The organism is Pseudomonas sp. PVC-5-1 (genome assembly GCF_057444345.1).
In genome coordinates this window covers 1,153,175-1,166,203 of sequence record NZ_CM172024.1, presented here as the reverse complement: position 1 = coordinate 1,166,203, position 13,029 = coordinate 1,153,175, and the positions used below count along the sequence as shown (strand labels likewise).

Here is a 13,029-nt window from a genome sequence, read left to right as displayed (position 1 = left end):
GGAGCTGGCTTGCCGGCGATGGGCCGCAGTGCGGCCCCGATGCTTACAAAGGCTTGCCGCGGTTACCATGCTGGCTGACAAAGCCCTGCACGGCCTTCAGGTCATTGGCCAGCACCGTGCAACGCTCCTCACGGCTGAACAGGTCGCTGAGGTGCGCCGGCAGCTCCAGCGCCTTGCCAACACCGGCCTTCTCCACCGCTTCCGGGAACTTGACCGGGTGCGCGGTGCCCAGCACCACCATCGGCGTGTCCAGGCTGCGGCGGCACTCGCGGGCGGCCTTGACGCCGATAGCGGTGTGCGGGTCGAGCACTTCGCCGGTAGCGGCGAACACTTCGGCGATGGTTTCGCAGGTCTGCTCGTCGCTCACTGCCAGCGAGTCGAACAGCTTGCGCGCCTCGGTCCAGCGGTCTTGCTCGACGCTGAAGCCGCCACCTTGCTTGAAGTTGGCCATCAGCTCGGCAATGGCGCCGCCGTTGCGGCCGTGCAGGTCGAACAGCAGGCGCTCGAAGTTGGACGAGACCATGATGTCCATCGACGGCGACAGGGTCGCGTGCAGGGTTTCCTTGACGTACTGGTTGCCGCTCATGAAGCGGTGCAGGATGTCGTTGCGGTTGGTGGCGACGATCAGCTGGCTGACCGGCAGGCCCATGTTACGTGCCAGGTAGCCGGCGAAGATGTCGCCGAAGTTGCCGGTCGGCACCGAGAACGCCACGGAACGCGCCGGGCCACCCAGCTGCAGGGCAGCGTGGAAGTAGTAGACGATCTGGGCCATGATCCGCGCCCAGTTGATCGAGTTGACCGCAACCAGGCGGGTGCCCTTGAGGAACGACTGGTCGGCGAAGCTGGCCTTGACCATTTCCTGGCAGTCGTCGAAGTTGCCTTCGATGGCAATGTTGTGGATGTTGTCGCCGAAGATGGTGGTCATCTGCCGGCGCTGCACTTCCGACACGCGCTGGTGCGGGTGCAGGATGAAGATGTCGACGTTGTCGCAACGGCGGCAGCCTTCGATGGCGGCGGAACCGGTGTCACCGCTGGTGGCGCCGATGATCACCACGCGCTCGTTGCGCTTGGCCAGCACGTGGTCCAGCAGGCGGCCGAGCAGTTGCAGGGCGAAGTCCTTGAACGCCAGGGTCGGGCCGTGGAACAGCTCCAGCACCCACTCGTTGCTGTTCAATTGACGCAGCGGGGCAACCGCAGCGTGGGCGAACTCGCCGTAGGTTTCCTCGAGGATCTTCTTGAAGTCGGCGTCGGCGATGCTGCCTTCGACGAACGGGCGCATCACCCGGAAAGCAAGTTCGTGGTACGGCAGGCCAGCCCACGAGGCGATTTCTTCCTGGGTGAAGCGTGGCAGGTTTTCCGGGACGTACAGGCCGCCGTCGCTGGCCAGGCCAGCCAGCAGGACGTCTTCGAAATTGAGGGCCGGAGCCTGGCCGCGGGTACTGATATAGCGCATGGGTGCAAACCTTCGATACTGGGGCCGGGGCCGCGCTGGCGGCCCCACGGCACTATTGTTAGTTGAGCTGCTCGACGCGAATGCGCACGACCTTGCCGATGACGTCCTGCAGGGCTTCCAGGGCGACGATGGCGTCGTTGATGCGCTGCTCGACCACGCGATGGGTCAGCAGGATCATCGGCACCAGGCCGTCCTGTTCCTCGGCTTCCTTCTGCATGATCGACTCGATGTTGATGCCACGCTCCGAGAGGATGCTGGCCACCTGGGCCAGTACGCCAGGGTGATCCTTGGCCTGGATGCGCAGGTAGTAGGCACTTTCGCAGGCTTCGATCGGCAGGATCGGGTGGGCCGACAGCGAATCCGGCTGGAAGGCCAGGTGCGGCACGCGGTTTTCCGGGTCGGAGGTCATGGCACGGACCACATCCACCAGATCACCGACCACCGACGAAGCGGTAGGCTCCATGCCGGCACCGGCGCCGTAGTACAGGGTGGAGCCGGCAGCGTCGCCGTTGACCATGACGGCGTTCATCACGCCGTTGACGTTGGCGATCAGGCGGTCGGCCGGGATCAGCGTCGGGTGTACGCGCAGCTCGATACCTTCGGCAGTGCGGCGGGCCACACCCAGGTGCTTGATGCGGTAGCCCAGGGCCTCGGCATAGTTCACGTCAGCAGTGGTCAGCTGGGTGATGCCTTCGGTGTAGGCCTTGTCGAATTGCAGCGGGATGCCGAAAGCGATCGAGGCCAGGATGGTCAACTTGTGCGCGGCATCGATGCCTTCAACGTCGAAGGTCGGGTCGGCTTCGGCGTAACCCAGCGCCTGGGCTTCGGCCAGCACGTCCGGGAAGGCGCGGCCCTTCTCACGCATTTCGGTGAGGATGAAGTTGCCGGTGCCGTTGATGATGCCGGCCAGCCAGTTGATGTGGTTGGCCGACAGGCCTTCGCGGATGGCCTTGATCACCGGGATGCCACCGGCCACGGCCGCTTCGAAGGCGACGATCACGCCCTTCTCGCGGGCCTTGGCGAAGATTTCGTTGCCGTGCACGGCAATCAGCGCCTTGTTGGCGGTGACCACGTGCTTGCCGTTTTCGATGGCCTTGAGCACCAGCTCGCGGGCTACGGTGTAGCCACCGATCAGCTCGATGACAATGTCGATCTCCGGGTTGCTCGCAACTTCGAACACATCAGCGGTAATGGGGGTACCGGTAATCTGGCAGTTCGGGTTCTGCGAGCGCATGGCAATCTGTGCCACTTCAATACCGCGCCCGGCACGGCGGGCGATCTCCTCGGCGTTGCGCTGAAGTACATTGAAGGTTCCGCCACCGACGGTCCCCAACCCACAGATGCCTACTTTGACCGGTTTCACTGTGAACTCCCCATTGAACGGCCGGCACCTATGCCGACCGTGAAACATGCCGTCACCCCATGACGACGGCGTACTGAATTGGATTACTTGGCCAATGCCAGCTTGGCGACCTGCGGTGCCGGCTGGTAGCCCGGAATGACCTGGCCGCTTTCAAGGACGATCGCCGGCGTGCCGTTGACGCCGATCGACTGGCCCAGCTGGAACTGCTTGCTGACCGGGTTGGCGCACTTGGCGGCCTTGATTTCCTCACCCTCGACCATCTTGTCCATCGCCGCACGGCGGTCGCTGGAACACCAGACGGCCTGCAACTGCTGGTCACCCGACGAACCGAGGCCCTGACGCGGGAAGGCGACATAGCGCACTTCGATACCGCGGCGGTTGAGCTCGGGCACCTCGGCGTGCAGCTTGTGGCAGTACGGGCAGGTGGTGTCGGTGAACACGGTGATGTGCGACTTGGTCTCGCCTTTGGCAGGATAAACCACCATCTCGGCGGCTGGAATGCCGTTGATGAGCTTGGCAATGCCCAGGCGCTCGGTCTTCTCGGTGAGGTTGACCGGCTTGCCGTCCTGGATCTGGAACAGGTAGCCCTGCATCACGAACTGGCCGTCGCCGCTGGCATACAGCACGCGGCCGCCCTGCAGCTTGACTTCATAGAGGCCGCTGACCGGGCTGCTGGCCACGCTTTCGACGGGCACTTCCAGCTCGAGGTTCTGCAATGACTTACGGATGGCCTGCTCGGCAGCAGCATTGCTATCGGTTGCCGCGGCAGCGGCAAAGGTACTGGCCAGCGCCAACGCGGCGGCGGCGAAAAACTGGGTCACGCGCATGGGAACTCCTGAAGGCGGACAGGGGCCGGAGGGCGCCACCTGCGAAAAATACGCGGTGACCGTGCGGCCCTTGGTGCAAACCGCTCAAGCCTACCACATCACACCGCCAGTGAAGGGCCTTGCAAGGACCGGTCGGCGGAACATGAAAAACATTCATCCACGTGGGTGGTGCTGGGCATGCAATTGCTGCAGGCGGGCCTTGGCGACATGGGTGTAGATCTGCGTGGTCGAAAGGTCACTGTGGCCCAGCAGCATCTGCACCACGCGCAGGTCGGCACCATGGTTGAGCAGATGAGTAGCGAAGGCATGGCGCAGGGTATGCGGCGACAGCGGTTTGTCGATACCGGCGACCCGGGCATGGTGCTTGATGCGATGCCAGAAGGTCTGGCGGGTCATCTGATCGCCACGCTGGCTGGGGAACAAGACATCGCTGGGGCGGCCATTGAGCAGTTCGGCGCGGCCATCGCGCAGGTAGCGCTGCAACCAAAGCACCGCCTCTTCGCCCATGGGCACCAGGCGCTCCTTGCTGCCCTTGCCCATCACCCGCAGCACGCCTTGGCGCAGGTTGACCTGGTCGAGGGCCAAGCTGACCAGTTCGGTGACCCGCAGGCCGCAGGCGTAGAGAACTTCGAGCATGGCGCGGTCACGCTGGCCAATGGCTTCGCTCAGGTCCGGGGCCTGCAGCAAGGCTTCGACGTCGGCTTCGGACAACGACTTGGGCAACGGCTTGCCCAGTTGCGGCATGTCGACTTGCAGGGTCGGGTCGATGGCCACCAGTTTTTCCCGCAGCAGGTAGCGGAAGAAACCGCGCAGGCCGGACAGGAAGCGTGCCGTGGAGCGCGGCTTGTAGCCTTGGTCGAGGCGCCAGGCCAGGTGGTCGAGAATCAGGTCGCGGCCGGCATCGGGCAAGCTGACGCCGTGTTCCTGCAGCCAACCGTTGAACAGGGCCAGATCGCTGCGGTAGGACATGCGGGTGTTGTCGGACAGGCCCTTTTCAAGCCACAGGGCGTCGAGGTACTGGTCGATCAGGGGGTGGTCTAGGGCGGGCATTCGGGGCTGCTGGGTGTTGGAGGTGGGGCTAGTGTTTCACAGCAGCTGACAAGTTGTCGTGCCCAATCAGGGGCTTGGGCAGCTGACGCGGGCCTTGTAGGAGCGGCCTTGTGTCGCGATGGGCTGCACAGCAGCCCCAAGTTGGTACAGCCCTTGGAATCCTGGGGCTGCTGTGCAGCCCATCGCGACACAAGGCCGCTCCTACAGGGGCCGCGTCAGGCCCAGGATGGGCTCAGGCCTGGGGCAAAACCGGCACCGGCCGCTTGTCCTCGTCGATGGCGACGAAGCTGAACACCCCATGAATCGCTCGCTCGCGCCCATCCAGGTACATGTTCTCGACGAACACATCCACCTGCACCTGCAAGCTGGTATTACCCACCTTGATGACCGACCCCACCAACTCCACGATCGAGCCCGCCGGGATCGGGTGCTTGAAGTCGATGCGGTCAGTGGACACGGTCACCAGTGGCAGGCGGCAGAAGCGCGTGGCAGCAATGAACGACACTTCGTCCATCCAGGCCAGGGCGGTGCCGCCGAACAGGGTGTTGTGGTGGTTGGTGGTGTTGGGGAACACCGCCTTGGTCACGCGGGTCACCGACAGTTCGGTGCGGCGCAGGATTTCCTGCTCTCGGGTAGTCATGGCAATCACATCTTCGGGGGTCAAAACGCAAAAAAGCAGCCCGAAGGCTGCTTTTTTCTCGCTAGGCGGCCTCGGCCACCGGGCAAACTGCACTCAGGACAGTTTTTCCTTGATGCGAGCGGCTTTGCCGGACAGGTCGCGCAGGTAGTACAGCTTGGCTTTACGCACGTCACCACGACGTTTCACGGCCAGGCTGTCGATTTGCGGGCTGTAGGTCTGGAAGGTACGCTCTACGCCAACGCCGCTGGAGATCTTGCGCACGGTGAAGGCGCTGTTCAGACCGCGGTTACGCTTGGCGATAACGACGCCTTCGAACGCCTGCAGACGGGAACGCTCACCTTCCTTCACTTTAACCTGAACGACAACGGTGTCGCCTGGTGCGAAGGTCGGGATTTCCTTGCTCATCTGCTCGGCTTCGAGCTGCTGGATGATCTTGTTGGTCATGCTGTGCTCCTAAGATGGATACGTGATCCACCATCGATACGTTTAACTATCGTCCCGCTCGCGGAGATATTCCTCGAGCAGCTTCTTCTCTTCTCCAGAAAGCGAGCGACTTTCCAGAAGATCGGCGCGTCGTTCGAAGGTCCTACCAAGGGACTGCTTCATTCTCCAACGCCGGATGTGTGCATGGTTGCCACTTAGCAACACGTCGGGAACACGCTGATCCGCATACACCTCAGGTCGGGTGTAGTGCGGGCAATCGAGCAGACCGTCGGTGAAGGAATCTTCTTCCGCCGAGTCCACATGCCCTAAAGCTCCGGGCAGCAGCCGTGTAACCGCATCGATCAGTACCATGGCCGGCAGCTCGCCACCGGAAAGCACATAGTCGCCAATCGACCACTCCTCATCGACATGAGCCTCGATAAAGCGCTCGTCGATGCCTTCATAACGACCGGCGATCAGGATCAACGATTCCTGTTCGGCCAGGCCTTTGACCGCCTGCTGAGTCAGCTTGCGGCCTTGTGGCGAAAGGTAGATCACCTTCGCCGCTGCTCCGGTCGCTTGCCTGGCGCTAACCAGGGCGTCTTCCAGAGGCTTGATTTTCATCACCATGCCCGGACCACCGCCAAACGGCCGATCATCCACCGTGTGGTGACGATCTGTGGTGTAGTCCCGCGGGTTCCAGCAAGTCACCTGAAGCAACCCCTGTTTCACCGCGCGGCTGGTAATGCCGTACTCCGTGATGGCCGAGAACATCTCGGGGAACAACGTTATGACGTCTACGCGAAGGTTACCCATCGTTTAGAAGTCCGCGTCCCATTCAACCCGCATCACGCCTGCTTCCAGGTCGATATCGAGCACGCATTGCGCCGTATAGGGCAACAGACGCTCGCGATCATCCAGGCTGCCTGCGCAGGGCTTGACCACCATTACATCGTTCGCACCGGTCTCCAACAGGTGATCGACCTTGCCGAACAGTTGTTCGTCCTGGTTGATGACCTTCAGGCCCACCAACTGGTACCAGTAGTACTCGTCAGCAGCCAGGTTGGGCAAAAGGCTCCGCGGAATGCAGATTTCGTAACCGCTCAAAAGACGGGCTTCATCGCGATCATCGAGGCCTTTCAGCTTCACGACCAGGCCCTTCTGGGAGCCACGACCGTTGACCAGCTCGACCTGCTTTACCTTGCCTTCGTGCCGAAGCGTCCAGCGCGGATAATCCAACAGGTTTTCAATCGGATCGGTAAAGGAATACACCTTCACCTCGCCGCGAACGCCGTGAACCGAAAAAATCTTGCCAACGACGATGAGGTCGTCAGCCTTTTCTGGCGTCGCGTTCATACTACTCAGGCAGCAGCCTTGGCAGCGTCCTTCAGCAGCTGAGCAACGCGCTCAGACGGCTGTGCACCCTGGCTCAGCCAGTAGTTGACGCGCTCTTGGTTGACCGACAGCTTGACTTCGGCGCCAGCAGCGATCGGGTTGAAGAAACCTACGCGCTCAACGAAACGGCCGTCACGGGCGTTACGCGAGTTGGTCACGGTCAGGTGGTAGAATGGGCGCTTTTTCGAGCCGCCACGGGCCAGACGAATGGTTACCATGTGAACATCGTTCCTATAGTCGGTGCTGCAGTTGATACAGCAGCTGGTACTGCAAATCTGAATGCCAAATAGGCACACGGGTGCCCAAAAGGCCGCATATTCTCGGGGAATACACGGACATTTGCAAATGACTTTTTCGGCAAGGCCCTGCCCTGCCGTCCAGATCTGCCGGTTGAGCCGCGAAATCCGCGGCCATTGCCCCGCCACGGCGGGGGTTCTGGACGCCTGCCGGACAAACGGCAGGCCCCCGGAATAGGGGTTACAGCTTCGGCATGCCGCCGCCCGGCAGCATCCCGCCAAGGCCGCGCATCATCTTGGCCATGCCGCCCTTGGCGGAGAATTTCTTCATCATCTTCTGCATTTGCTTGTGCTGCTTGATCAGGCGGCCGACGTCCTGCACCTGGGTGCCGGAACCGATGGCAATGCGGCGCTTGCGCGAGCCGCTGATCAGCTCCGGATCACGGCGCTCGGCCGGGGTCATGGAGTTGATGATCGCTTCCATCTGCTTGAACTGCTTCTCGGCGGCGCCCTGGGCGTTGCCCATCTGCGACAGGTTGACCCCGCCGATGCTCGGCAGCTTGTCCATGAGGCCGCCGAGGCCGCCCATGTTCTTCATCTGCTGCAGCTGGTCACGGAAGTCTTCGAGATCGAAGCCCTTGCCCTTCTTCAGCTTCTTGGCCAGCTTGTCGGCCTTGGCCTTGTCGATGTTCTGCTCGGCCTGCTCGATCAGGCTGAGCACGTCACCCATGCCGAGGATGCGCGAGGCGACGCGGTCGGGGTGGAACGGTTCGAGGGCTTCGGTCTTCTCGCCCATACCGATGAACTTGATCGGCTTGCCGGTGATGGCACGCACCGACAGCGCGGCACCGCCACGGGCGTCACCGTCGACCTTGGTCAGCACCACGCCGGTCAGCGGCAGCGCCTCGCCAAACGCCTTGGCGGTGTTGGCCGCGTCCTGGCCGGTCATGGCGTCGACCACGAACAGGGTCTCGATCGGCTTGACCGCGGCGTGCAGCGCCTTGATCTCGTCCATCATGTCGGCGTCGATGTGCAGACGGCCGGCGGTGTCGACGATGACCACGTCGATGAACTTCAGCTTGGCTTCGCGGATGGCCGCTTCAGCGATGGCCACCGGCTTCTGGCTGATGTCGGACGGGAAGAAGGTGACGCCGATGTCGTTGGCCAGGGTTTCCAGCTGCTTGATCGCCGCCGGGCGGTAGACGTCGGCGGACACCACCATCACGCTCTTTTTCTTGCGCTCCTTGAGGAAGCGCGCCAGCTTGCCGGCGGTGGTGGTCTTACCGGCACCCTGCAGGCCGGCCATCAACACCACGGCTGGCGGAGCGGCGTTCAGTGCGAGGTCTTCGTTGGCCGCGCCCATCAGGCTTTCCAGCTCGGCCTGGACGATCTTCACGAACGCCTGGCCTGGGGTCAGGCTGCGCGACACTTCGGTGCCGACTGCACGGTCCTTGACGCTGTTGACGAAATCCTTGACCACCGGCAGGGCAACGTCGGCCTCGAGCAGGGCCATGCGCACTTCGCGCAGCGTGTCCTTGATGTTGTCTTCGGTCAGCTTGGCCTTGCCGGTGACATGGCGCAGCGTCTGTGACAGGCGGTCGGTCAGGTTTTCGAACATGGTGATCCTTTCAGGCCCAGTAAAAGCCGAGGTTTGTCAGGCGCCCAGGGGGGAATGCATACCCGCCGGGCACAGCAAGGCGGCGATTATAGCGAAGTGCGGCGGCGGCGCACACCTTGCTGGCGGCCGGGTAGATATTCGGTGGCTGTGCCGGCCTCTTCGCGGGTGAACCTGCTCCCACAGGAACATCACCATCCTGAAGAGCGGCGCGATCCCTGTGGGAGCGGGCGCGCCCGCGAATGCCGCACCGCAGTCTGCCAGTCTTCCTAGACCAGCGCGATCTATGCCAAACTCCGTCTCTTTAAGGCTCGCCAACCAGGACTTATGTTCTCCTCACCCAGCCTCATCCCCAACCTGATCGCCGCCGGCCTATATATAGCAGCGGCCATCTACCAGGGCTCTTACCTTGCCCAGAACCGCAAGGCCGACAAGCGCCTGCTTGCCCTGCTGGGTGCCTTCGCGGTACTCGCCCAGGCCGGTGCGCTGTTCTTCCAGCTGATTACCCCGCTGGGCCTGAGCCTGGACTTCTTCAGTGCCGCCAGCCTGATCGCCGTGGCGGTCATCGCCCTGACCCTGCTGGCCTGCTTGCGCATACCCGTGGAAAACCTGCTGGTGCTGCTGTTCCCGCTGGGCGCGGTGACCGCGCTGCTGGCCCAGTTCGCGCCCCCCGGCACGGTGCCGCTGGTCAACGAAGAGCCGGGCATCCTCGCGCATATCCTGCTGTCGATCCTGGCCTACGGGCTGTTCACCATCGCGGTGTTCCAGGCACTGCTGTTGCTGCTGCAAGACCGCCAACTGAAGAACAAGCACCCATCCGGGCTGATCCGCAACTTCCCGCCGCTGCAAACCATGGAAAGCCTGCTGTTCGGCTTCCTCTGGGCTGGCTGGTGCCTGCTGTCGCTGTCGCTGATCTCCGGCTGGCTGTTCCTCGACAACCTGTTCGCCCAGCACCTGGTACACAAGACCCTGCTGGCCTGTATCGCCTGGGTGGTGTTCAGCGTGCTGCTGTGGGGCCGCACCCGCCTGGGCTGGCGTGGCCACAAGGCCATCCGCTGGACGCTGGCCGGTTTCTGCCTGCTGATGCTGGCCTATTTCGGCAGCAAGCTGGTTCGCGAATTCATCCTGCATATCTGACGGCCGCCCATGGATACCCTGCCGTACGCACCGCTATTCGGCCCCCTGACACTGGCCCTGTTGTGGTCGGCGCTGTTCACCGCGGTGGACGCCGCCCGCCTGCAACTCAATGGCACGCTGCGTGTCGGCGACGACGGCCAGCCCGTGCTGCCGGCCCAGGCCCTGGTGCTGTGCGCCAGCCTGGGCAAGCTGCTGGTGCTGGGCCTGGCCTGCCTGCTCGGCCAGCGCCATAGCGGCGAGCACGGCTTCTGGCTGGCCGGGTTGGCCGCCACCCTCGTCCTGCTGGTGTTTGCCGAATACCTGCCGCGTCGCCTGGCCCGGCGCAACCCGCAAGCGTTCGTCAGCCTCGGCACCAGCCTGCTGAAAGTACCCCTCGCCCTGCTGCAACCGCTGGCCTGCCTGCTGGATGGCATGGCCAAGCTGATCCTGCGTCCGTTCCGCGTGCAACCCACGGCCGTGGCCCTGCACCCGCAGGAAGCCGACGAATTCGACGAGGATGAGGAACAAGAAGCACCGCGCCACGGCCTGCTCGACGGCCTGCAGTCACTGGACAAGATGACCGTCAACGACATCCTGGTACCGCGCAACGAAGTGGACGGCATCAGCCTCGACGAGCCGATCGAGCGCATCATCGAGCAACTGATCGTCAGCCGCCACACCCGCCTGCCGGTGTACCACAGCGACATCAACCAGGTTGAAGCAATCCTCAATACCAAGCTGATCAGCCACCTGCTGCCCAAAGCCGAGCTGACCCTGGAGATGCTGCTCGGCGCCTGCTACGAGCCCTATTTCGTGCCCGAGAGCACGCCCCTGCAAATGCAGCTGCTGAACTTCCACAAACAGCAGCGCCGCCTGGGCGTGGTAGTGGACGAGTACGGCGAGGTGCTGGGCATCGTCACCCTGGAAGACATCCTCGAAGAGATCGTTGGCGAGTTCGAGGATGAACACAGCCTGGACAACCCCCACGTGCACCCGCAGCCCGATGGCACTTTCGTCATCGACGGCACTGCTTCGCTGCGCGAGATCAACCGCAGCCTGGGCTGGCACCTACCCTGCGACGGCGGGCCGAAAACCCTCAACGGGCTTGTCACCGAAGCGCTGGAAAGTATCCCGGAAAGCGCCGTTTGCCTGAAGATCGGCCGCTATCGCCTGGAAATCCTCGAAACAGAGGACAATTGTGCCAGCAAGGTACTGGTGTGGACCGTGACCCGATAGCTATACTCGGGTCACGCTTACCCAGCCCCGCCGTCCCGCCTGCTACCCGCACCCGGCGCTCCACGGCCAGTCCGCTCCACTGACACGCCCCGCGGTCCTGCTTCAACACCCCGAACAGTGCCCGCCCCCGCCCCTATCCCCCTTGGGCTATCGTCAGTCGGGCGCACACAACAACAAAACGCTCCGGCGCCCGCGCCACCGTGCCTGCCTTTTTGCATTGCACGCCGCGGGGCTTATCCCAATGGAGCCGGACCAGACTGTCAGGGACCTATTCAATGACAACCAGCAGCACCTATGCCGAAGCGCCTGCCGCCCCGGTCAACTCGCCCGCGCGGGTAGCCACCGCCAGCTTCATCGGCACCGCCATCGAGTTCTACGATTTCTACGTCTACGCCACTGCCGCCGCCCTGGTGATCGGCCCGGTGTTCTTCCCGTCCGGGTCGGGCACCGCGCAGATGCTGGCGGCCTTTCTCACCTTCGGTATCGCCTTCCTGGCGCGCCCGCTGGGTTCGGCACTGTTCGGCCACTTTGGCGACCGTATCGGCCGCAAGTCGACCCTGGTCGCCTCGCTGCTGCTGATGGGCGTGTCCACCACAGCCATCGGCGTGCTGCCGGGCTATGACAGCATTGGTGTATGGGCGCCGATCATCCTCTGCCTGCTGCGCTTTGGCCAAGGCCTGGGCCTGGGTGGCGAATGGGGTGGCGCGGCCTTGCTGGCCACCGAGAACGCGCCCGAAGGCAAGCGCGCCTGGTTCGGCATGTTCCCGCAGCTGGGCCCGTCGATCGGCTTTTTGGCCGCCAACGGCCTGTTCCTGACCCTGGCCCTGGTGCTCAGCGACGAGCAGTTCCGCGAGTGGGGCTGGCGCATTCCGTTCCTGCTCAGCGCCGCGCTGGTACTGGTAGGCCTGTATGTGCGCCTGAAGCTGGAAGAAAGCCCGGTGTTCGCCAAGGCCGTCGCCCGCCACGAGCGGGTGAAAATGCCGGTGGTCGACCTGTTTTCCAGATACTGGCTGCCGACCCTGCTGGGCGCAGCGGCGATGGTGGTGTGCTACGCGCTGTTCTACATCTCCACGGTGTTCTCGCTGAGCTATGGCGTGACCACGCTGGGCTACAGCCGCGAGACGTTCCTTGGCCTGCTGTGCTTCGCGGTGGTGTTCATGGCCCTGGCCACACCACTGTCGGCCTGGCTCAGCGACCGCTACGGGCGCAAACCGGTACTGATCGTCGGCGGCCTGCTGGCAGTGGCCTCGGGCTTTACCATGGAGCCGCTGCTGACTTCGGGGTCGACCGCAGGTGTGGCGCTGTTCCTGGCCATCGAACTGTTCCTGATGGGCGTGACTTTTGCGCCGATGGGGGCACTGCTGCCTGAACTGTTCCCGACCCACGTGCGTTATACCGGCGCTTCGGCGGCGTATAACCTGGGCGGCATCGTCGGCGCCTCGGCGGCACCGTTCTTTGCCCAGAAGCTGGTGAGCATGGGTGGGTTGAGCTGGGTGGGGGGTTATGTGTCGGTGGCGGCGGTGATCAGCTTGATTGCCGTGCTGTGCCTGAAAGAGACCCGCAATACGCAGCTGTAAGTAAATGGGGCCGCGTTGCGGCCCTTCGCGGGCACGCCCGCTCCCACAGGGGTAGCGCCGAAACCTGTGGGAGCGGGCGTGCCCGCGAAGGGCTGCAA

13 protein-coding genes are annotated in these 13,029 nt (G+C 63.4%); 3 read left to right on the top strand and 10 right to left on the bottom strand.

Going from position 1 to position 13,029, the window contains the following annotated elements; genetic code table 11:
• Positions 1 to 43: 43 nt before the first annotated feature.
• From thrC to ffh, 10 genes are all read right to left on the bottom strand, one after another.
• Positions 44 to 1,453 (bottom strand): threonine synthase, encoded by a 1,410-nt coding sequence (thrC, locus tag AC2T3R_RS05355; RefSeq protein ID WP_010952565.1) that lies wholly within the window; start codon positions 1,451 to 1,453, stop codon positions 44 to 46.
• 58 nt (positions 1,454 to 1,511) lie between these two features.
• Positions 1,512 to 2,816, bottom strand: coding sequence for a homoserine dehydrogenase (locus AC2T3R_RS05350; RefSeq protein ID WP_003259434.1), 1,305 nt, complete (start codon positions 2,814 to 2,816; stop codon positions 1,512 to 1,514).
• Between the two features lie 83 nt (positions 2,817 to 2,899).
• Positions 2,900 to 3,643, bottom strand: coding sequence for a DsbC family protein (locus AC2T3R_RS05345; RefSeq protein WP_003259432.1), 744 nt, complete (start codon positions 3,641 to 3,643; stop codon positions 2,900 to 2,902).
• Positions 3,644 to 3,796: 153 nt separating this feature from the next.
• Positions 3,797 to 4,693 (bottom strand): site-specific tyrosine recombinase XerD, encoded by an 897-nt coding sequence (xerD, locus tag AC2T3R_RS05340; RefSeq protein ID WP_486744745.1) that lies wholly within the window; start codon positions 4,691 to 4,693, stop codon positions 3,797 to 3,799.
• A 232-nt stretch (positions 4,694 to 4,925) separates the two neighbouring features.
• Positions 4,926 to 5,333: an acyl-CoA thioesterase gene (locus AC2T3R_RS05335; RefSeq protein WP_096009939.1), complete on the bottom strand. Its 408-nt coding sequence runs from the start codon at positions 5,331 to 5,333 to the stop codon at positions 4,926 to 4,928.
• A 93-nt stretch (positions 5,334 to 5,426) separates the two neighbouring features.
• Positions 5,427 to 5,777 (bottom strand): 50S ribosomal protein L19, encoded by a 351-nt coding sequence (gene rplS / locus AC2T3R_RS05330; protein WP_003252148.1) that lies wholly within the window; start codon positions 5,775 to 5,777, stop codon positions 5,427 to 5,429.
• Between the two features lie 42 nt (positions 5,778 to 5,819).
• Entirely contained in the window at positions 5,820 to 6,572 is a 753-nt protein-coding gene (gene trmD / locus AC2T3R_RS05325) for a tRNA (guanosine(37)-N1)-methyltransferase TrmD (RefSeq protein WP_003252146.1), read from the bottom strand.
• Between the two features lie 3 nt (positions 6,573 to 6,575).
• Positions 6,576 to 7,112, bottom strand: coding sequence for a ribosome maturation factor RimM (gene rimM, locus AC2T3R_RS05320; protein ID WP_025337913.1), 537 nt, complete (start codon positions 7,110 to 7,112; stop codon positions 6,576 to 6,578).
• A gap of 5 nt (positions 7,113 to 7,117) precedes the next feature.
• Positions 7,118 to 7,369, bottom strand: coding sequence for a 30S ribosomal protein S16 (gene rpsP, locus AC2T3R_RS05315; protein ID WP_003259424.1), 252 nt, complete (start codon positions 7,367 to 7,369; stop codon positions 7,118 to 7,120).
• 259 nt (positions 7,370 to 7,628) lie between these two features.
• Positions 7,629 to 9,005, bottom strand: a complete 1,377-nt coding sequence (gene ffh / locus AC2T3R_RS05310; protein ID WP_013971189.1) for a signal recognition particle protein — start codon at positions 9,003 to 9,005, stop codon at positions 7,629 to 7,631.
• Positions 9,006 to 9,329: 324 nt separating this feature from the next.
• Here ffh and AC2T3R_RS05305 point away from each other — a divergent pair, with 324 nt between their 5' ends.
• The 3 genes from AC2T3R_RS05305 (at position 9,330) to AC2T3R_RS05295 (ending at position 12,931) form a co-directional block, all read left to right on the top strand.
• Positions 9,330 to 10,139 (top strand): cytochrome C assembly family protein, encoded by an 810-nt coding sequence (locus tag AC2T3R_RS05305; protein ID WP_013971188.1) that lies wholly within the window; start codon positions 9,330 to 9,332, stop codon positions 10,137 to 10,139.
• 9 nt (positions 10,140 to 10,148) lie between these two features.
• Positions 10,149 to 11,354, top strand: a complete 1,206-nt coding sequence (locus AC2T3R_RS05300) for a transporter associated domain-containing protein (protein WP_486744744.1) — start codon at positions 10,149 to 10,151, stop codon at positions 11,352 to 11,354.
• A 275-nt stretch (positions 11,355 to 11,629) separates the two neighbouring features.
• On the top strand, positions 11,630 to 12,931 hold the full coding sequence (locus AC2T3R_RS05295) for an MFS transporter (RefSeq protein WP_054573205.1): 1,302 nt from the start codon (positions 11,630 to 11,632) through the stop codon (positions 12,929 to 12,931).
• Positions 12,932 to 13,029 lie beyond the last annotated feature (98 nt).